This window comes from Bacillus kalamii, assembly GCF_047238185.1.
GTDB lineage: Bacteria > Bacillota > Bacilli > Bacillales > DSM-1321 > Bacillus_AD.
In genome coordinates this window covers 3283195-3304023 of sequence record NZ_JBDFMI010000001.1, presented here as the reverse complement: position 1 = coordinate 3304023, position 20829 = coordinate 3283195, and the positions used below count along the sequence as shown (strand labels likewise).

Below are 20829 nucleotides of genomic sequence, written 5' to 3'. Positions count from 1 at the left end.
CTTATTCTTAGATTCCTAATAATTGTTTTTTCTTTGATTGAAATTCTTCTTCTGAGATGATGCCGTCATCCATTAAAGCTTTAAATTTCCTGATTTCTTCCGAAACATCAGTCTTTACCTCTTGTATGATAACACTGTTCTTATTTCTGTTGGCAATCATGTCTTCAACATACTTTTGAATCTCATCGACATATGATTGCTCTTTTTTTGCGTACATAATTGTATTTTCATCTTTTGTTGCCGCCATTAGGCCCCCTTTATTTTCTTTACTTCCCATGAAGATAAATTGGATATATCCATTTGTCATCGATCCTGCCTTTTTCACTTGCACCCCTGACATGTTTGTTATGTCTATTGTCTTTTCGCCATCCATCCCGTGGTTAAAGAAATTTAGTGCACCTTTTCTTTTAATTCTAAGAAATTGATTATCTATGGTTACTAATGTTTTGCCAGCAGCTTTAAATTCAAACGTCTTCACGCCTATTTCCCCCTTTAAAAACATAAGTAAATTTTACCATCTGAAAAAAGAGCATGGAATATATTTTTTAATCGTTTTTCTCAAATTCATAAAGGTCATCTACTTTAACCTCTAAAATATCTGCTAAATCAAAAAGTATTTCTGCACCCGGATAGTTCTTGCCGGTACACCATGATGAAATGGTATTCGCGGATTTTCCGTATCTTTTCCTGAAGAACTCTCTATTGTAGTCACTTTTTTCAATTAACCAACCAATATTACTCTTTAATTTTTTCAAAGTAATCACCCATATAATATTTCTCTATGTCATAAAAAATTCCTTTAAATACTGAAGTTATCAAGATTTTTTCGTTATAGATACAGATTATTTTTGTAAGGACACGCATTATTTAGGCAAATGACCATACATTGTAATTATCAAAGAAAAGGAGAGTGAAAGAAATGGGAGGGATATTATTGGTAGGGGCGTTCGGTGCATCGTTGATAGGTATAGGGTTGTTAGAGGGAGCGGGGGTTAAAATCAATCATGGCATGCTAAATTTTACAATGGAGGCTGTGAAATTTGGAGGGTTAATCTACTTGGTCAAAATGGCAGCTACATTGTTCCTTTAATAATTGACTACACAATTTAGATTTCTGAACATTCAGCCTGCCGTGATGATGAAATAAGAAGGGAGATATAGAGGTATCTGTCGGAGATAAAATGTAATGCTTGGTACAAGGCCAAACCATTGGTATATATAGGACTGTAAATTACATTGAAAATTACATCTGATGAAATCTACAGTGAAAGATAGTTTGTAGACTACATTGTACATTACAAGGAGGATTACAATGATAGAAATACTAGCTTTGCCTGTCCTAGCTCTTACAGCTGCGCTTGTCCCAAAAAGACGTATGAAGGACAAACAGAAGATCCAACAGGTATTTGAAAACAGAGGGCTTGGCATAAAAAAAGATGATGAAATGCTTTATCCGATCTTACTCAATGAATCCCACAAGGACACACATTCCACTTACATTTACTCACTTCCACTCGGCTTATCCTCAGAACAATTCGATTCTATCCTGACAGCAATAATAGAAGGTATCAATAAAGATTGCACCACTGAATTTGTGGATGGAGTTATGAAGCTGAAGGCGTACAAGGCAGCCTTGCCCACTCAATGGAATTACGATGATGGATTACTGCGGCCAAACAAATGGCTGGTACCGATCGGCAAGAATCATGATGGAATCCTATATCATGACTTTGAGAAATATCCTCATATGCTTGTGGGTGGTGTAACCAGGTTCGGCAAAACGGTCTTCATTAAAGAGGCTTTTTATTCTCTACTCATGAACCAGCTGGAAAACGCTGAATTTTACTTTTTGGACCTGAAAGGCGGTTTAGAGTTTGGAAAATATATTGGTCTTCCCCAGGTAAAAGGAGTGGCTGCGGATCTATACGAATCCGTTGAGTTACTGTCTACCATTCATGATGAATTAAAACAAAGAGAAAAACTGTTCCGACACCAAGGTTATACAAACATCATTGATTCTCCAATTCAGAAACGGACCTTCATTATTGTCGATGAGGGAGCAGAATTATCGCCTAACCTTCTGACTGGTGAACTGAAGAAATACGCTAATTACTGCCAGCAGACCTTATCAGAGATAGCTCGTATCGGAGGCGGTATTGGGTACCGTATGTTATTCTGTACACAATATCCAGTGAAAGAAGCCGTACCTATGCAAATCAAAATGAACATTGTGGCCCGATTATCATTCATAGCTGCTGCTCAAATATCCAGCCGTGTAATCCTAGATGAAAACGGAGCCGAAGAATTGCCGGCCATACCTGGGCGAGCTATCTATAAAGTGGAGAAAAAGCGTATTGTCCAGGTCCCGTATATTACTGATAAATATATGTTTACTAAGATGGGAGAGCGAGAACATGACATCCTTAACACAGTCCAGAACAGAGATGTTGTTAATGACGATAGACCAATTAGAGATGGCAACAATACGTCATCTTCGTGGAATCCACGATCTTAAATCATACCGTAATGCATGTTTCGCCTTGAAAAAATTGGAGCCTTATACATCCACAACATTTTTCAATAAAGAGAAGGTTTATTACCTGAATAAAACTGGTCGGTCCCTGATTGGTTCTGAAAAGGAAATCAAACGGACCACAAACATTGAACATTCCCTTTTACGGAACGATGCATACCTGTATCTCAATTGCCCATTAGATTGGCAGAATGAAACTATACTTGAATATGCAGTCGAGCAGCCACGTACAGCCGGTATCATTGTGAAAGGTATGGCTGTGGCCACAAAGAATAAAATGGTTGCCGATGCTGTTTACAAAAGAAATGGTTATACTCACATCGTTGAGATCGATAACAAACGTGATATGCTCGACAATCGGAAGAAGCTACAATCATACAGGGACTGCTTTAAGTATCTGGATACACCACGATTGGAGATATTCACGACTACACAGGACCGTAAACGAAAGTTTGAAAAGTGGCTCCTGGAATATAAACTTCGTGGGGAAGTGCTTTTATACTCAGATATCCATTCCTCCTTAGGCTTCTAGCCAGTTATAGCGTTTATTTGGATTTAATTTTACAGCTGTATCAAACATGGCATTTTTCCACGCTCCGTAAATATAGCCAATTACATCCCCTTTTACGTTGCCTTTTTTTATCTGATATATGGCTTCTTTAAAGGTTTTATTCCATGTATCCATATGAAGGTCGAATTGTATGTTTGCATTGGATTTCCTTGCAGCTAAACATAATCTGCCCCATAGTCGGTAAATGGATGAAGCTGATCTAAAGAACGGGCTTACTGCATCAATAAAGCTTTTTGGTATGGAAGAAGAAACATAAGTGTGATCATAAAATACCGGTTCTGATTGGTTGTCCACATTTTCATCCACAGTTGATGAAGGAGTGTCGTCTACTTTACGTATGTTTTTAATCTTTTGTTTTAAAGAAACAGAAGTTGTTTTATTGGTCGGACACTTATCGGACTTTTTGCCAGGGGTCTTGTCGGTCACTTCTGTGGAAGGCAAAATCTGAATGGCATTTGCAGTCTGTCTCATATCCTTTTTGCGCTTAGTTGGCACCTGGCGGATCATGGCCATGGCTTCAAGTTTCTTCATTAAACGTTGCACAGTTTTATATGACACTTCTAATAAAGAAGCAATCGTATTTTTACACATATAGCTCACACCGATTTGCTTGCAGCTGTGGCGCTTTAAAACTTCCAGTAGGCTTATTAGTCGAGACTGCACATCAGCACGCTTAACAAGCTCCTGGATATTGTCTCTGTATGTTCTTACTGTTTGGTTCATTTCTTCCACACTCTTAAATGTAGAAAGATTTGTATAGGCTGTTTCTCCTGCGATTACGGTTATTTTCTTTTTCATACTGTTTCTCTCCCTATAGAAACAAAAAAGCAATGCTGCCGTTAGGGACAAACATTGCTAAAGAAACATACATCATATAAAATAATTACATGAGTACAGCAAGTGTTTGCCTATCTTCAGTAGGCGGACGGTATAAGGATGTTACCAGCATCACTTATGCGCGTTGTGCTCTTTTGTTTTGGTTATAGGGTGTACAGGTCAATCAATACAATCGGCATTCGACATTAATGAGTGCGTATAAGAATATCAAGAACGAGAAATTTTACCATTACATTTTAAAGCAAAAAAGTGATGTATTTCATGCGATGAAGAGCTTTTTCCATAAAGAGGAGAATAGTAAGGTTCATGCTTGAGGGATATTCCCTCTCTTTTTTTTGTGCCATTAACATATATTGAAATACTATTATTTAACCGAGAATGAAAACGTTTTTATTTTATTTAAATATAAATAATATTTTGCTTTTTCAGATAATTGGTGTTATCATAAGTGCAAACATCATGAGAGGGGCACTTACGATGATCGATTATCTAAATAAAATTAATGTAAATATTATACTTATATTGTGCTAGGGCTGCAAAACATATCTTTATTAAGAATATGTTTTGTTCGACTTGTTATTTTATTAAAACAAGGCGCTTTAGCAGGATAGAATGGGCGCCCAACTGAGAAGTCGGGTTTTTTATTTGCACTTATAGGTTTGAATATTCAGAAAATTTATATAAACAAAGGGTGATTATTATGTCGAATAAAGAAAAAATCATTGAAATGATGTATAAGGCATCAACCGGAATTGCAAATGCTGTCCTAGTTACTTTAGGAATCGGTTTACTGCTAGAGTCATTCGGGAACTACCTTCACTGGGATGTGTTATTGCTTGTAGGCGGTGCCGCTAAAGTGTTGCTTGCTCCAGCGCTTGGAGCGGGAATTGCATATCAGCTTGGCGGCAACTCTTTAGTCATTTTTAGTGCGATGGCCAGCAGTGCGGTAGGCGGTGCCGCTATTCAACGCAGTGCGGAAGGTGCTTTCACTCTTGTAACAGGACAACCTATCTCGGCTGTCATTGCAGGTGTGATTGCTACATACATCGGCTTGAAGATTACGGGTAAAACAAAACTAGACATCATGGCGATTCCATTCGCAGCAGTGCTTATCGGTGGTATTTGCGGAGTTTATCTGGCAATGGTAACAACTCCGTTATTAAATTGGATCAGCGGGCAAATTACTCAATCGGTACAAGGTTCTCCATTAGTCGGAAGTATGGTTCTTGCAATTGTATTCAGCATTTTATTGATGACTCCGGCTTCATCTGCAGCTTTGGCCATTGCGCTTCAACTTGACCCAGTATCAAGTGCTGCTGCTCTGATTGGATGTACAGTGCAATTCGTTGGTTTTACAGTAATGTCGCGCAAGGATAATGATTTAGGCGGCTTCCTGGCACAGGCGATTGTGACTCCTAAGGTCCAATTTCCGAATCTGATCAAGAATCCTCTTTATATTATTCCTCCATTTGTGGCGGCTGTCATTTCTGCGCCAATTGCAACAATGGTTTTCAATTTACAAGTGTCATATGAGCTGGGCGGAATGGGGTTAAGTTCATTAATTGCACCAATCAGCATTTTGACAGGACAGGGGCTGAAGGTATTCCTTATCTATGTTGGAGTAGGAATGGTTCTGCCGGGTATTATTACGTACGTATTGCATAAAGGATTAAAAGCTTTAGGAAAGGTAAAGGCTGGGGATCTTCACCTGGAAGTCCAATAATACAATCGATCGATATTGGAAAAAGCCCGGATGTGTACTGCATCCGGGCTTTTCTGCTTCAAATAAAGGCATTTATAATGAGCGCACCTGCAAAGGCAATGAAAGAAAGCAAGGTCTCTAGCACTGTCCAAGTCTTAAATGTCTCTTTGACTGATAATCCGAGGTATTCCTTTACCATCCAGAAACCGGCATCATTGACGTGAGAGAACATTAATGAGCCAGCTCCTGTTACGATTACAAGAAGTTCTAGATTGACACCCGACATCGATTCGATAATGGGGGAAACAATTCCAGCCGCAGTTGTCAATGCCACAGTGGCAGAGCCGGTAGCAATTCGGATCAGGCCAGCGATCAGGAAAGCAAGCACTAATGGAGATAGCGACATGTTCTGTGCCATGGAACCGATAGTATCTGCAACCCCACTATCTATTAAAATTTGTTTGAATCCGCCGCCGGCTCCAATTATGAGTATGATTGAGCCAACCGGAAGAAAACAATCATCTACAAGCTGCTTCAGATAATTTCGATTTTGGCCCTGCTTCAAGATCAATAGATACATGGCAATAAAACAGGAAATCAAAAGGGCTATCAAAGGGCTGCCGATAAATAGCAAAGTATGTTCAAAGCCTTTTGGCAATGATAAATATGGTGCAATCGAACCGAGAATCATTAAAATGATCGGCATAAGGATCGTTAAGAAGGATACCCCGGTTCCCGGCAGTTTTTCTTTATTGTTTCCGTCCTCTGCTGTAACAAGACCTGGTTCGTTTGTTGGCACGACGTATTTATGTATGAATTTGGCGAATAAGGGACCTCCGATAATTCCGGTCGGCAATGCGATGATTAAAGAATAAATCAACACTTTCCCTAAATCCGCATTATAGATGCTGATGGCAGCTATAGCGCCGGGATGAGGCGGAACAAGTCCATGTACAACGGACAAGCCGGCGATTGCAGGCAATGCGATTAATAAAATGTTTTTCTTAGTAGCCTGCTGAATCGAAATAACTAATGGCAGCAATATTAAAATGCCCACTTCAAAGAAAACGGGAACACCAATGATAAACCCTGCGAAAAACATAGCCCAAGGCATTTTGTTTTCACCGAATATTTTGACGAAAAAATTAGCTATTTGCAGTCCGGCACCCGAACTGGCAAGCAGCTTTCCTAATATCGTACCGAGAGCCAAAATGCCGACTAAATGTCCTAAAGTACCGCCTACGCCCGTTTCGTAAGCGCTGACTATTTTGTCGATCGGCATGCCAGTAAAGATAGCTAAAAATAAACTGGCTACCAATAAACTGATAAAGGCATGCCACTTGAATAATGAGACACCGATAATGACGATGACGATTGAAGCTAATGTGATGAGCAATAAATACCAATCCATTATCTTTTCCTCCTTTTCACTTGAGAACTAGCTTGGAGTTTATGAAAACACTAACATTCTATTTCCACAAAATAAATGAATCAAACAATTATTCAATGTGCATTATCGCCCTTTTTATGGAATGGCCCTGTAAATCTGCATCGGCTCTCATGTAAGTTAAAATAAGTTGGGATTTTGGCTTATGATGTTCGTTTTTGTTTTTGCCCGGGGTGTTGTGTCCCACCCTTACGGAATTGTTTATGCAATACGAATCAATAGTAACTAGAGCTAAAATGTCGGAATTCAAGTGGAAGACTACTATAATAATAGATAAATATGCTGTTTGAAAAGAGTGGCCGATAGTTTAAAAGGGTAGAAAGAAATACTTAGCAGTGTGCACAACAGATAAAGTAAGATCGGCACACAAAGCAGGAAAGGGGAATGTACTATATGAAGAATAAATATGTCATCGGTGTAGACATGGGCTCGACCAGCACAAAAGCGGTCGTATATACAGAGGCTGGCAAAGTGGCCGGGAGCGCTGCGGTTGGCTATCCGATGTATTCTCCTACACCAGATATAGCGGAGGAAGATCCGGATGTTATCTTTGCAGCGGTCCTGACCACTGTGGAAGATGCGTTAAAATCGAGCGGGGCTGCACCGGAAGACATCCTATGCGTGTCGTTCAGTTCAGCGATGCACAGCGTTATTGCTGTTGATAAAAAAGGTGAGCCCCTGACCAAATGCATTACATGGGCAGATAACCGAAGCTCCGCGTGGGCCGAAAAAATAAGTGAAGAAATGGATGGCCATGAGATATATTTGCGTACTGGAACCCCGATACATGCTATGTCCCCTTTGGCTAAAATAACATGGCTTAAACACGAAAAGAAGGAAATTTTCAATCAAACCTATAAATTCATATCAATAAAGGAATTTGTCTTTTTCCGTTTGTTTGGCCAATATATTGTGGACTATTCCATTGCGTCCGCAACCGGATTATTGAATTTGAAAGCATTGGATTGGGATGAAGGGGCCTTGAGCGTAGCCGGCATTACATCCGGCCAATTATCTCAGCCGGTTCCTACCACCCATCAATTGATCGGGCTGAAGCCGGAGTATGCCAAAAAGATGAATTTGCCGGTACAAACCCCATTTGTGATAGGAGCCAGCGATGGAGTTCTTTCCAATCTTGGCGTCAATGCAATTGAGCCAGGTGTGGTTGCTGTTACAGTAGGTACAAGCGGTGCCATCAGAACAGTAACGGACAAACCAGTAACCGATCCAAAAGGCCGGATTTTTTGTTATGCGTTGACAGAGGATTTGTGGGTGATCGGGGGACCTGTCAATAATGGAGGAATGATTCTCCGTTGGGCGAGGGACCAATTGGCCGTCAGCCAATATGAGGAGGCAAAACGGACGGGGAAAGATCCTTATGATGCTTTGAGCAAATTGGCAAGCAATGTCGGTCCGGGTGCGGCCGGATTGATTTTCCATCCTTATTTAGCAGGTGAAAGAGCGCCTCTATGGGACGCAAATGCACGCGGTTCTTTTATTGGGCTGGGGCTTCATCATAAAAAAGAACATCTGATCAGGGCTGTCATGGAAGGTGTTGTTTTTAATTTGTATACGGTTCTCTTGGCTTTGGAAGAACTGATTGGCCAGCCTGAACGTATTCATGCAACAGGAGGATTCGCACGTTCGGAGCTTTGGAGACAAATGATGGCGGATATATTCAATCAAGAACTATATGTTCCGGAAAGCTATGAAAGTTCATGTCTTGGTGCGGCAATTTTAGGGATGTACAGTATGGGCGTAATTGATTCTTTGAATGTTGTAAGCAAGATGGTCGGCGCTGATTATCATCATGTGCCCGATCAGGATAATGTTCAGATTTACGAAGAGATTATTCCAATTTATATCAGTTTATCCCGTGTACTTAAAGATGAATATGCGAATATAGCTGCTTTTCAAAAAAAATGGGTGCAGTAATGGATTGAAAATATATAACTTTGTTAAGGCCACAGTTTCCCGACTGCGGCCTTTTTCATTGTATAGCCGCAAGCGCCATCCCCTCGAGGTCTTAAGCTTGTCGGGGATTGGCAGGCGCTTTCCGCTTTTGTCTCATCCAGCTGCAGGCACCAGTGACTAGCAAACTTCCCGCTTTTCTCTACGATAAGTCAACATCGTCTCACAAGCTCGCCGTGTTTCCTATATCTCAAGAAAATCGGTCCAGTTAGTACGTGACTGAACGGTCCCTTCCGCTTTTGTTTTCATCCAGCTGCAAGCGCCATCCCCTCGAGGTCTTAAGCTTGTCGGGGATTGGCAGGCGCTTTCCGCTTTTGTACCTTTCTTAAGGAAAAATTAAGCAATTAATTGGGTTTCTCTTAAGATTAAAAGGCTACACTGTTCCTATGATGGATTGGGGAGATGAACGGAAAATGAAATCGAAATTATTGGTTGTTTTTATGGCTTTGCTTCTAATCTTCATTGCCTTTCCAAATGTCAGGACAGCTTTGATCGGCAAGATAGATGGATGGGGCAGGCAGAATGATACTGAGAAAACGGAAGAAATTAGTGGTGTGATGGGAAGTTCCGTGACTATTGATCGGGTACATATTACTGGTGAGGCTGCTGTATTAATGGATGAAAAAACGGGTCAGATATTATTTGCCAAAAATGAAAATAAGCGTTTGTATCCGGCCAGCACAACAAAAATTATGACTGCATTGATAGCCTTAGAAAAAGGGAATCCAGAAGACAAAGTGACCGTTGGCAATGAAGTGGAATTGAAAGAAAAAGGGGAAAGCACTGCCTTTTTATATGAGGGGCAAGTCATTACTCTGGAACAATTGTTGCAAGGTTTAATGCTTCCTTCGGGAAATGACGCTGCACGGACTATCAGTATTTACATTGCACGCAAGGTTAGTGGGAATGAAAGGATGTCAGACAAGACAGCGATGGCATATTTTGTCCGGCTGATGAATGTTAGAGCAGAAAAACTGGGTGCGAAAAATACGCATTTTGTGAACCCGAACGGACTGCATTCGCCGAACCATTATTCTACAGCATCTGATTTAGCGAAGATTGCCCGGGCTGCCATGAAGAGAAGTGATTTCCAGCAAATTGTCGGACAAGATGTCTATAAAGACCGGGCTGTCACGTACAGAAATACGAATGAGCTTTTGAATCCCGATAGCGATTACTATTATCAGGGAGCCAACGGAATCAAAACAGGCTATACTGATGAGGCGGGGTCTTGCTTGGTTTCATCGGCAAGGCATGGAGCGAACCGCTTAATGGCAGTAGTCCTGAAATCGACCAAAAAGGATATTTGGAAGGATTCCATATCACTGCTTGATAATGGGTTTGCCAAGGTGTTGGCCAGTAAATAAGGAGATAGGCCCTTTTAACATGGGTCGTTTAGGCCATATTCATTATGTGAACGATTTGGATGGTTAATCGTAATAGGAAGAAAAGATTGTGTATTAACTATCCATTTGCTAAAGTTATATTAGCGTTTTTTTTAGCTAAACTTTAACCAAACTGGAGAATGTGAATGAACAGGATTGAAAAGCACAAACGGAAAAAGAAAAAGATTATCTTAACTGTTATTTTGATCATCACTCTGTTAATTTTGTTGCCAACATCCTATTTTGCTTGGGATTATTATAAAAGCTATAGCGATGCTAAGAAAGATTCGTCTATTAAACAAGAAGAGATTGATTTCCACGGGAAGAAGTTCAAAGGGAAAATAAATGTATTGTTAATCGGTGTGGATACACGGAAAGAAGGAGAAGTATCTAATTCGGATTCAATGATGATTGCCCAGTATGATACAGATACGAAAAAAGCAAAGCTGGTCTCGCTAATGAGAGATATGTATATTGACATACCCGGCTATCAAAAAAAATATAAATTAAACGCGGCGTTCTTATTGGGCGGCAAGAAGGATGGTCCAGAACTGTTGCGGAAGACGATTAAAGAAAATTTTGATATTGATATAAATTATTATGCGATGATTGATTTCCAGGGCTTTATTAAAGCAATCGATAAATCATTCCCAGAAGGAATCGAAGTGAACGTAGAACATGAAATGTCGGAAGGAATCTATGTAACACTGAAGCCTGGCGTCCAACGGTTACATGGGAAAGAATTATTAGGTTTCTCACGTTTTCGCAAGGATGCAGAAAACGATTATGGGCGAGTGAAACGGCAACAGGAAGTGATTGAATCAGTCGTTAAAGAAGTGGTCAGCTTGAATGGTGTAAGCAAGCTTCCCCGGATGATCGGGACTATTCAGCCTTACATTGCCACCAATCTAGAAACATCAACGATGATTTCAGTTCTCACATCCTATCTGATGAGTGGCGACCAATCGATCGATAAGCTGACGATCCCGGTAGATGGAGCTTTTGAAGAAACGAAGCTTGAAGATAGGAACGGCATGCAAGTGCTTGAAATCGATTTGGAAAAAAATAAAAAAGCGCTTGAAGATTTCCTGGAATAAACGAACATCCCGCAGCTATGTACAGCTGCGGGTTTTAGTTTGAAATAGGGGGCAATTGGATAAAAAGTAAGAGAAAAGGCTCGATTTGCCATGTCTATATAAAAGTCCATCTATTAAATATCTACAGATTATTGAAATATAGTAGCGTATCGAATAAGTTCGGTTATAATGAGGATGTAAAAAGCAGATTGCTAGAACGCATGTTCATAGACATTTATGAATGCGCAGATTTAAATAAAAGAGCAGGTGAAACACAATGATTTTAGAATGTATTGTCCAAAATGAAAAGGATGCCATTCAGGCAGAGCGTATTGGAGTGAATCGCCTTGAATTGGTTTCAGCCATATCTGAGGGCGGTTTGACCCCGAGTTACGGGATTATTAAGCGGGTGGTAGAGAATGTATCCATACCCGTTCAAGTAATGATAAGACCTCATAATTATGGCTTTGAATATGATGAAAGCGATTGGTACGCAATCCGTGAAGACATATTGGCGTTGGAGGCTTTGGGAGCGAAGGGGATTGTCTTCGGTTGCCTGAAGAACGGGGAAGTGGACCAGGAACTTCTGGAAAAAGTAATCCAAACAGCGCCGGGCTTCGATATTACGTTCCATCGTGCATTCGATGAATTGCATCATCAAGCGGATGGGCTTGAAGTGCTTTGCCAATACAGCAGCCATATTCGCCGCATCCTTACATCGGGAGGCAAGAAGGACGCAGTTACAGGTAGAGAGCAATTGCAGCAGTTGATGACACTGTCTGATGTATGGCGCGGACCGAAAATATTAGTCGGTTCAGGATTGCAGCCAACCAATATTGCGGAACTTCACAGCTTCCTTCACGCTGATGAATACCATTTCGGCACTGGTGTCCGTATTGATGGGACGCTTGCGAACGGGTTTGATGAGGATAAGGTGCAGACAGTACTAGCGGCATTGCATGCTGAATAAGAAATTATTCAAAAAAGGGCGCTTTCATAGTGCCCTTTTTATATGGAGAAAAGTATGCCCGAGGAACCGGGCAAAGCAAAGTGGCAATTGCCAGTGAGTCGATCGTTTCTGAAAGTTGCTGGATTCTACTGTAAATCCTTATAATGAATAAATGTAATACTCTGTCTTTTGTTAGGTATAGAAAAGGAAGGATTCTTTCTAAAAGCGTGATGTTTTTTTATTCCGATAGAATTGTAGACATGTAGAATGGAATTTGTGTGATTACCTCACAAAAGCTAGCAAGATAATGCTTGGAAAAAGTCCAAGGAAAGTGAAGGGCAGAGAGAAAGGGGTAAGGATTTATGAAATGGATTAAGCTATTGATTGCAGTGCCGTTTATCGGCTATTTAGGTTTTTTGCCTTGGGCTAACCGCATTGACCCTTATGTTCTGGGTATGCCATTTTCTCTTTTTTGGCTGGTGTTATGGATGGTTCTGTCTCCTATCATCCTTTTGGTCATTTATCGGTTTGATCCAGATAATAAAGAGGAGGATAAGCAATCATGAATCTTCCTTTATTGATTATTGGCCTCTTTCTGTTGCTGGCCTTGTACCTTGGAATAAGGTCTACTAAGGGAAGAGATATGGATATGGAACAGTGGGCTGTCGGAGGCAGAGGATTCGGGACATTCTTTGTCTTTTTCTTGATAGCCGGAGAAGTGTATACGACCTTTACATTTTTAGGGGGGAGCGGTTGGGCATATACCAGGGGAGCTGCCGCTTATTATGTACCTGCCTATATCTTTTTGGCTTATATTTTATCCTACTGGCTGGCTCCGAAAATATGGAGGTATTGCAAGGATCACCAATTGATTTCCCAGCCTGATTTTTTCGCTTCAAAGTACGATAGCAAGGGATTGGGAATGCTGGCGGCGATTGTAGGATGCATCGCCCTCGTTCCTTATGTGGTTATCCAATTCAGAGGGCTTGGCATCATCGTATCGCAGGCTTCCTATGGAAGCATTACCCCTGAATGGGCAAGCGCTATAGGCGCTGTTGTGGTGACTGTATATATTATGGTATCTGGAATCCATGGTTCAGCTTGGACATCAGTTCTGAAGGATTTTATGATTGTGTTGGTTGTTTTATTCCTCGGCATTTATATACCGATGCATTATTTCGGAGGCATTCGGCCTTTGTTTGAAAGCATCGAATCCTTCAAGCCGGAAATGCTGACTCTGCCGTCTGAAGGTTTTAGCCCTTCGTGGTTTATCTCTACCGTATTATTCAGTGCCATTGGATTTTATATTATGCCTACTTCATTTATGGTTATCCTATCTGCTAAAAATGAACGGAATCTGCGGAAAAATGCCATTACACTGCCGATTTATACGATTATGCTATTATTCATCTTTTTTATTGGGTTTTCAGCTGTCACGATTATCCCTGGCCTAAAGGGAGCAGACGGCGATCTTGCACTGTTGAAGCTTGCCATTCAAACATTCGATCCGTGGGTTATCGGGCTGATTGGGGCAGCCGGGCTTTTGACTGCGCTGGTTCCGACCTCGGTCATGTTAATGTCCACTGCTGCAGGGCTTACACAAAATGTATATAAGGTCATATTCCCGAAATCTACCGATAAGCGATTGCTGCTGATTTCGAAGCTGTTGGTCATATGCATGTCAGCAGTGGCAGTCTACTTTGCCGTAAAGGGAGGCGAAGCGATGGCTGTATTGAATATAATGAGCTACAGCCTGATTATCCAGATGGCTCCGTCCTTGTTCTTCAGTTTTATGAAACAGAATAAAATGACGAAACAAGGGGTGATTGCTGGCATTATGGCAGGTGAAGCGACTGTTCTCGCTATGACCTTGACAGGGGCAACCCTTAAGCAGCTGCTGCCAGGCTTTCCTGTATGGATAACAGATATTAACAGTTCGTTCTTAGCTTTGATTATGAATGTAATCATTATGATGCTGATTAGCCTGTTTACACAGAAAAAAAGCACCCATGCCATGGCATAGGCGGTAATATAAACACAAAAACACGTACACTCAGCGTATGTGTTTTTGTGCATACTCCTTATTTTGATACATAGGGGTTGCCTGTTATCCAGAAGCGGTAAGGATAATCCTTTGCTTCTCCGCTATTATCTATGCCTATGCGGGGGCCGGATGATATATGCGAAGGCTTATAGCCGGACGCGATATATAATGAGGAACCGTAAAAGGTATGGCCATAATCATTCATGGTAATGCCCATTGCTTTTGTTAATTTACCAGGTCCGTTGGTAAGCTTTCTAAGGTCTGCCATGCCTCTTCTCTTTTTCATTATTTCGATGCCGGTAAAGGGTTCTATAGCGCGGATCAATACGGCTTCAGGCCGATTATGCTCGGCGGATACGACATTCACAAGGCAATGGGTATGCATGACATAGGTGTAAATATGCCCTGGATGCTGGAACATTATTTCTGTCCGTTTTGTCCGGCGGTTATTAAAGCTATGGGCCGCTTGATCTTCAGGGCCTAAATAAGCCTCCGTTTCAACGATGAATCCAGATGTGGCGCTATCCCCGTTTTCTTTGACGAGCAAGCATCCCAGTAATGACCGAGCAAGCTCAAGGGTGGGCTGAAGATAAAAGTCAGGAGTGAGTATTTGCGGCGACAGGAAATGTTTTTTTTCATCCTCTATCATGTCATTCAATTCTCCTTGCATTATTCTAGATTAAACACTAATTCATTTTTTTTCCAATTCCTATGAAAAGTAAAACACTAATCAACTTTATAAAACACAATCCTCCTTTTTGTGAAACACTACAGAAAATGATGAAAACACTTTCTGCTTCTTCGATATAATCTTCCATTATTTATAGCTTATACACCTTGTATCCATTCAAGAAACCTATTTTTTGAAGAAAACCCCTAAATGTTGGCATGGCATTTGCATATTGTTTTTATGTACAAATCACACAGCCTTACAAACCGAACATTTATTTATAGAGAACCGATACGGGATAAGAGGCTGGAACAATAGAAGGGGAGGATGAGAACGTGAATATTCTGTTAGTCTGTTCAGCAGGAATGTCAACGAGTATGCTTGTTTCAAAAATGGAGAAAGCGGCTGAGGCCAAAGGGATTACAGCGAAAATTTGGGCTGTATCAGGGGATGCGGCACGTGCCAATATCGATGAAGCCGATGTCCTGCTTCTGGGGCCGCAAGTACGATTTTTATTGAAACAAATGAAAGGGTTTGCAGACCCAAAAGGGGTTAAAGTCGATGTCATCAATCCAATGGACTACGGAATGATGAACGGTGAGAAAGTCCTGGAGCATGCACTGGCACTCGCAGGGACACAAGCATAAAAGAATATGAGGGAAATGAGGGATGATTGGCCATGATGAATTTTATGGAGAAATATATACTTCCCGGGGCCACGAAGCTTGGGAACCAGCGGCATCTATTAGCCATACGTGATGCCTTGATCGGTATGCTTGCCATTACGATGGTTGGCGCGTTCGCTGTTTTAATTAACAACCTGGGAGAAGCTATCAAACCATATAATAAGATGATGCTTGCGATTTTCGGCGATAACTACCGCCAGCTAGGCGGGGATATATGGTTCGGTACACTTGCCTTTATGACGATTTTCGCAGTTGTCGGAATCGGATATAAATTAGCGCGCTCTTATAATGACGATGGCTTTGAAGCGATGCTTGTCGCTTTATCCTGCTTCTTTGTCGTTTCGCCGAGTGTAGCTAATATTACGTTAACCATTCAAGGAAAAGCAGTCACAGGAACATCAGGAGATTTTTTCGCTATTTCATACGTCAACTCAACTGCCTTGTTTACCGGTATTATTGTTTCATTATTGGCAACTGAATTGTTTGTGCGTTTATCGAGAGTGAAATATTTGGTCATTAAATTGCCGGATGGCGTGCCACCAGCGGTTTCCCGGTCTTTCGCCAAATTATTTCCCGGTATGATCACTATTTTTGCCTTTGGATTAGTTTCTTTGCTTTTCCGCATGGTTACAAACGGAGAATATTTCCATGATTGGATTAACCGGATTTTGGTCTCTCCATTGACCAATTCAGCGGATTCATTGCCGTTTGCGCTTGCTCTAGCATTATTGATCCACCTGTTCTGGATGCTTGGATTGCACGGCCCGAATATCCTGGGCGGAATCACAACACCTTTGTTCACAAAGCTAGGAAATGAAAATATTGATATGTACGCTGCCAAGGTAACGGATATGGATAAATACCATGTCATGGCAGGCCCTTTCTTCGACGCTTTTGTATTCTTGGGCGGTTCCGGTGCGACGCTTGGTTTATTGATATCCTTGTGGATCGCTTCCAAGAAACGGAAACAAATGGTAGCATTAGGAATGCCGCCAGGGATATTCCAAATTAATGAACCTGTCTTGTTCGGTATGCCGATTGTATTGAATCCGATCTGGGCAATACCATTTATCCTGACACCGCTTGTATTGACCGCTATTTCATTTATTGCGGTGTCGACCCATATCGTGTATCCGGTTGTGACGACGATCCCTTGGGTAACGCCTGCCGTGTTTGGTGGATTCCTCGCAACAGGGGGGCACGTGTCGGGTGCGGTGCTTGCAGCAGTTAACTTGATTATATCCATTGTCATCTATTTCCCTTTTGTTATGATCCAGGAACGAATGGATCAAAAGAAATTGAACGAAGCCAAGAATGGCGGCCAGGCTGCTTAATTCCATCTTCGCTTAAGTGGATGAATAATAGACTCCATCTAATTTGAAAGAGGGCTCTATTCCGTGGAAGCAGACAGCTTCCCGCCATAGGATAAGTAGTAGGGAATGGCGGGAAGCCATTAAAAAAGCACTATTTTTACGAAAAGGAGGAGACCTCATGACAGCGTCTGTATCAGTAGATCAAATCGCTTTCCAATTGATCCTTCACAGCGGGAATGCCCGCAGCAGTATCATGGAAGCCATGTATCTGGCACGTGAAGGGAAAATTGGGGAAGCAAGAGAAAAGGTGGAATCCGCTAAAGGGGAATTGAATGAAGCGCACCGAACGCAGACTTCTCTTATCCAGGCAGAGGCCAATGGAGAGAAGAATGATGTAACTATTTTGATGGTTCATGCGCAGGATCATTTAATGACAACCATTACTGTAAAAGAATTGGCTGAAGAAATTATCTTCTTGCATGAAAAGATGGCGAAAGAATAAGGATGTCATATGTAAAGAAGAGAAGTCTAGCTTGTTTCTCTTCTTTTCTTTTATTTCAAGGGGGCTAAAGTGATGAAAGATGGAATTAAAGTAGTGACGATCGGCGGAGGTTCGAGCTATACACCTGAGTTGGTCGAAGGGTTCATTAAGAGATATGATGAATTTCCGGTTAAGGAGTTATGGTTGGTCGATATTGAAGCAGGAAAGGAAAAGTTACATATAGTCGGTGAACTGGCTAAGCGAATGGTCGAAAAAGCGGGAGTGCCCATGCAGGTCCATCTGACGCTGGATCGCCGGGAAGCATTGAAGGATGCGGATTTTGTGACCACGCAAATGCGCATAGGGCAAATTGATGCCCGTATTCTGGATGAACAAATTCCATTGAAGTATGGAGTGATCGGCCAGGAAACAAACGGACCGGGAGGATTATTCAAGGGGCTTCGCACCATACCGGTTATTCTGGATATTGTGAAGGATATTGAAGAATTGTGCCCGGATGCATGGTTGATTAACTTCACGAACCCAGCGGGAATGGTGACGGAAGCAGTTCTTCGTTATACCTCTTTCAAAAGAGTGGTCGGCCTGTGCAATGTTCCAATCCATATCAGAATGAATATTGCTGAATGGCTTGGTGTTGATAGCGGGCGGGTACATGTTGATTTTGCCGGATTAAATCATATGGTGTTCGGGCTGCATGTCTATTTGGACGGCAAAGAAGTGACAAAGGATGTTATCGATATGCTGACTTCCAAGGAGCAAAACATGACGATGAAGAATATTGCCTCTTTGGACTGGGAACCGGAGTTTATTCAGGCGCTTCAAGCGATTCCTTGCCCGTATCACCGCTACTATTACAAAACACGGGAAATGCTTGAAGAGGAACAGAGAGAAGCTGCTGAAAATGGAAGCCGCGGAGTTGTAGTTAAACAACTTGAAGCGGAATTATTTGAGCTGTATAAAGATCCGAATCTGGACATAAAGCCGCCCCAATTGGAAAAGAGAGGAGGAGCTTATTACAGCGAAGCCGCTTGCAGCCTAATGACCAGCATTTATAATAATAAAGGCGATATACAACCGGTCAACACGCGGAACAATGGAGCGATCGCGAGCATTCCGTCTGATTCGGCGGTTGAAGTGAATTGTGTGATTACGAAGGATGGCCCAAAACCTGTATCGGTGGGGGATTTGCCGGTAGCAGTTAGAGGATTGGTCCAACAAATTAAATCGTTCGAGCGGGTCGCCTGCGAAGCGGCAGTGACCGGAGATTACAATACAGCCTTGCTTGCTATGGCGATCAATCCGTTAGTGCCGTCCGATGTTGTCGCTAAACAGATCCTGGATGAAATGTTGGAGGCGCATAAGGAATACTTGCCTCAATTTGCATAAATGGTTTTTATAAATATTTGATGGGGAAGCATAGCCTTCCCTCTTTTTTTTAGAGGTTGTCTGCGTGTTTCGTTGAATGGCAGAAAAGGAGGTTAAGAGATGATAAAGGTAATCATTAATGGAGATGATTTTGGATTATCCAGGGGTGTCAACTACGGTATAATCGATGCCCATCAATACGGAATTTTGAATTCGGCCACTGTAATGATGAATATGGGAGAGGTGGAACATGCATTTGGACTGGCAGTGCACCATAAGAATTTATCGTTAGGGGTACATTTAGTGCTGACAGCTGGTTCGCCTTTGCTTTCTGAGGGAGTCGGAACATTGATTACGGAGAAGGGCGCTTTCAAAAAGGTGAATGATCTAAAGGAACGTTTTGACCTTGATCCTCGAGAAGTGGAGAAAGAATGGACAGCCCAAATTGAAAAATTTCTGACCTATGGCAGAGCTTTATCTCATCTCGATAGCCACCATCATGTACATATGATTCCTGAGCTGCAAGGGGTTGTCCGTAATTTGGCCAATATGTACGATGTGCCTGTCAGAAGGATAGGGGAAGGAATAAAGGGGGTTGCAATGAACTCGGATATTTCATTATTCGATTTTTATGGAGAGGGAGTAAGTACAGATTTTTTTAGCTCCCTGCCTGGCAGGGTTGTAGATGGGCAGAGAGTTGAAATCATGTGCCATCCAGGATATTTGGATGAATTCCTGTACAAAAACTCTTCTTATACCTTCCCAAGGATGAAAGAGGTCGAGGTACTAATGGAGGCGAAACTGCCGCAATCCTGTCTACTATCAATCAACGATGAAATAAATATATAACTTTTTCCTTCTGAAGATCGAGCTGCAGTCTCCCCCTATTAGACTTAGCATATCCACGTTTTGGAACCCTCCAGCAATAGCAGCAGTTTTCCGCTTTTGCGCGGCGAATTGCTGCTACTTTTGTAATGGTGCCTCTTCAATTGCCTGGAGAGGATTTAAAAGTGCTCCAATAACGCTGTAAAGTTCCATTTTAAATAAATTTTTTTGATTTCCTTTTTGGATATGTTGAACTCTTCACTTGCCCAATCCATCATTAACTGTTCATCCGATACACGGATATAGGTGTAATTGTTGGTCATCACTTTATAATTCTTATCCATGAATTGCATTATATCGAATTCACGAGTTCCATTTGAAGCTTTTTCATCCATCAGGGGAGTAATGTATGTATCGATAAATTCAGGAGAATTATTCAAGTTTTTCAACGTGAAAGTCAGGTCATTATATGTTAAAAAGCCATTACGTATATAAAGGATGTCCCGGTTAGGGAATGTATCCTTGAATAGGTAATCGCCCTTATCTGTATCGATAGAAAATCGTATGTCTTTTAAAAAAAGGGGGTTGTTGGTTTGTTTCAACTGGTAACCTAATCCTTTTTGGCTTGTATCAAGCAATACATATGTATCTATTAACTTCAATTTTAGAAATGAACGGGTCGGTTTAGTGTGGATCGTAATGATCTCTTTACCAAAATCGATTGTTTCAAGTGAAAAATACTTTTTGTAAATGCTGCTTGCAAGTTGTTCTTTAACCAAGGATTCGAGCCTCTTCTGTGTAATATCCTTATGGATAAATGCCAAACATACCGCTAAACATAAACAGCTGGCAAAACTGAATAAAAGATATTTCTGTCTCATGGAAGGCTCCTTTACGTTACTAAGCGCATAAATGACATATAATGGTCTTCATGGTTTTAAAGCTTAAGAAGC

At 41.5% G+C, this 20829-nt stretch carries 21 protein-coding genes and 1 pseudogene; 16 read left to right on the top strand and 6 right to left on the bottom strand.

The features are described from left to right. Positions 1–7: 7 nt before the first annotated feature. Positions 8–478: an SHOCT domain-containing protein gene (locus tag ABC357_RS16345; RefSeq protein WP_412888528.1), complete on the bottom strand. Its 471-nt coding sequence runs from the start codon at positions 476–478 to the stop codon at positions 8–10. Positions 479–545: 67 nt separating this feature from the next. Further along, positions 546–755, bottom strand: coding sequence for a helix-turn-helix transcriptional regulator (locus ABC357_RS16340; protein ID WP_412888527.1), 210 nt, complete (start codon positions 753–755; stop codon positions 546–548). A 164-nt stretch (positions 756–919) separates the two neighbouring features. Between ABC357_RS16340 and ABC357_RS16335 the strand changes: the two genes are divergently transcribed. From ABC357_RS16335 to ABC357_RS16325, 3 genes are all read left to right on the top strand, one after another. Further along, positions 920–1090, top strand: a complete 171-nt coding sequence (locus tag ABC357_RS16335; RefSeq protein ID WP_412888526.1) for a hypothetical protein — start codon at positions 920–922, stop codon at positions 1088–1090. Between the two features lie 222 nt (positions 1091–1312). Then, positions 1313–2515: an FtsK/SpoIIIE domain-containing protein gene (locus ABC357_RS16330; protein ID WP_412888525.1), complete on the top strand. Its 1203-nt coding sequence runs from the start codon at positions 1313–1315 to the stop codon at positions 2513–2515. Further along, complete coding sequence (locus ABC357_RS16325) at positions 2415–3065, top strand: hypothetical protein (protein WP_412888524.1); 651 nt, start codon at positions 2415–2417, stop codon at positions 3063–3065. The genes ABC357_RS16330 and ABC357_RS16325 overlap by 101 nt, the downstream gene beginning before the upstream one ends. On the opposite strand, the gene ABC357_RS16320 is transcribed toward ABC357_RS16325, so the two are convergent. After that, positions 3054–3902, bottom strand: coding sequence for a helix-turn-helix domain-containing protein (locus ABC357_RS16320; protein ID WP_412888523.1), 849 nt, complete (start codon positions 3900–3902; stop codon positions 3054–3056). The genes ABC357_RS16325 and ABC357_RS16320 overlap by 12 nt on opposite strands. A gap of 194 nt (positions 3903–4096) precedes the next feature. Between ABC357_RS16320 and ABC357_RS16315 the strand changes: the two are divergent. Next, a pseudogene (locus ABC357_RS16315) lies at positions 4097–4255 on the top strand (sporulation protein YhbH); the annotation flags it as partial. A 380-nt stretch (positions 4256–4635) separates the two neighbouring features. Next, positions 4636–5664: a PTS sugar transporter subunit IIC gene (locus ABC357_RS16310; RefSeq protein ID WP_412888689.1), complete on the top strand. Its 1029-nt coding sequence runs from the start codon at positions 4636–4638 to the stop codon at positions 5662–5664. A 58-nt stretch (positions 5665–5722) separates the two neighbouring features. Here ABC357_RS16310 and ABC357_RS16305 read toward each other — a convergent pair whose 3' ends face one another. Next, positions 5723–7054, bottom strand: a complete 1332-nt coding sequence (locus ABC357_RS16305) for a GntT/GntP/DsdX family permease (protein ID WP_412888522.1) — start codon at positions 7052–7054, stop codon at positions 5723–5725. Between the two features lie 429 nt (positions 7055–7483). Here ABC357_RS16305 and gntK point away from each other — a divergent pair, with 429 nt between their 5' ends. The 6 genes from gntK to ABC357_RS16275 all read left to right on the top strand — a co-directional run bounded on the left by gntK (position 7484) and on the right by ABC357_RS16275 (position 14494). Continuing rightward, positions 7484–9025, top strand: coding sequence for a gluconokinase (gene gntK / locus ABC357_RS16300; protein ID WP_412888521.1), 1542 nt, complete (start codon positions 7484–7486; stop codon positions 9023–9025). 449 nt (positions 9026–9474) lie between these two features. Next, entirely contained in the window at positions 9475–10428 is a 954-nt protein-coding gene (locus tag ABC357_RS16295) for a D-alanyl-D-alanine carboxypeptidase family protein (protein ID WP_412888520.1), read from the top strand. Between the two features lie 164 nt (positions 10429–10592). After that, positions 10593–11543 (top strand): LCP family protein, encoded by a 951-nt coding sequence (locus ABC357_RS16290; RefSeq protein WP_412888519.1) that lies wholly within the window; start codon positions 10593–10595, stop codon positions 11541–11543. Positions 11544–11799: 256 nt separating this feature from the next. Next, on the top strand, positions 11800–12492 hold the full coding sequence (locus ABC357_RS16285; RefSeq protein ID WP_412888518.1) for a copper homeostasis protein CutC: 693 nt from the start codon (positions 11800–11802) through the stop codon (positions 12490–12492). 341 nt (positions 12493–12833) lie between these two features. Next, the gene (locus tag ABC357_RS16280) at positions 12834–13037 is read left to right on the top strand and encodes a DUF3311 domain-containing protein (RefSeq protein WP_412888517.1); all 204 of its coding nucleotides are present in this window, start codon (positions 12834–12836) and stop codon (positions 13035–13037) included. Beyond that, on the top strand, positions 13034–14494 hold the full coding sequence (locus ABC357_RS16275) for a sodium:solute symporter family protein (protein ID WP_412888516.1): 1461 nt from the start codon (positions 13034–13036) through the stop codon (positions 14492–14494). Before ABC357_RS16280 ends, ABC357_RS16275 begins: the two co-directional genes overlap by 4 nt. Positions 14495–14552: 58 nt before the next feature. On the opposite strand, the gene ABC357_RS16270 is transcribed toward ABC357_RS16275, so the two are convergent. Beyond that, positions 14553–15164 carry a DNA-3-methyladenine glycosylase gene (locus tag ABC357_RS16270; protein WP_412888515.1) on the bottom strand — a complete coding sequence of 204 codons (612 nt, stop codon included), beginning with the start codon at positions 15162–15164 and terminating at the stop codon, positions 14553–14555. Between the two features lie 356 nt (positions 15165–15520). On the opposite strand from ABC357_RS16270, the gene ABC357_RS16265 reads away from it, so the two are divergent. From ABC357_RS16265 to chbG, 5 genes are all read left to right on the top strand, one after another. Beyond that, positions 15521–15832, top strand: a complete 312-nt coding sequence (locus tag ABC357_RS16265; RefSeq protein WP_412888514.1) for a PTS sugar transporter subunit IIB — start codon at positions 15521–15523, stop codon at positions 15830–15832. Between the two features lie 32 nt (positions 15833–15864). Further along, a complete protein-coding gene (locus ABC357_RS16260; RefSeq protein WP_412888513.1) occupies positions 15865–17205 on the top strand; it encodes a PTS sugar transporter subunit IIC in 1341 nt (446 codons plus the stop codon). Between the two features lie 157 nt (positions 17206–17362). After that, complete coding sequence (locus ABC357_RS16255) at positions 17363–17686, top strand: PTS sugar transporter subunit IIA (protein WP_412888512.1); 324 nt, start codon at positions 17363–17365, stop codon at positions 17684–17686. Positions 17687–17758: 72 nt separating this feature from the next. Beyond that, positions 17759–19072 carry a 6-phospho-beta-glucosidase gene (locus ABC357_RS16250; RefSeq protein ID WP_412888511.1) on the top strand — a complete coding sequence of 438 codons (1314 nt, stop codon included), beginning with the start codon at positions 17759–17761 and terminating at the stop codon, positions 19070–19072. Positions 19073–19171: 99 nt separating this feature from the next. Then, complete coding sequence (chbG, locus tag ABC357_RS16245; protein ID WP_412888510.1) at positions 19172–19900, top strand: chitin disaccharide deacetylase; 729 nt, start codon at positions 19172–19174, stop codon at positions 19898–19900. A gap of 155 nt (positions 19901–20055) precedes the next feature. On the opposite strand, the gene ABC357_RS16240 is transcribed toward chbG, so the two are convergent. Next, positions 20056–20757: a hypothetical protein gene (locus ABC357_RS16240; RefSeq protein WP_412888509.1), complete on the bottom strand. Its 702-nt coding sequence runs from the start codon at positions 20755–20757 to the stop codon at positions 20056–20058. Positions 20758–20829: the final 72 nt, after the last annotated feature.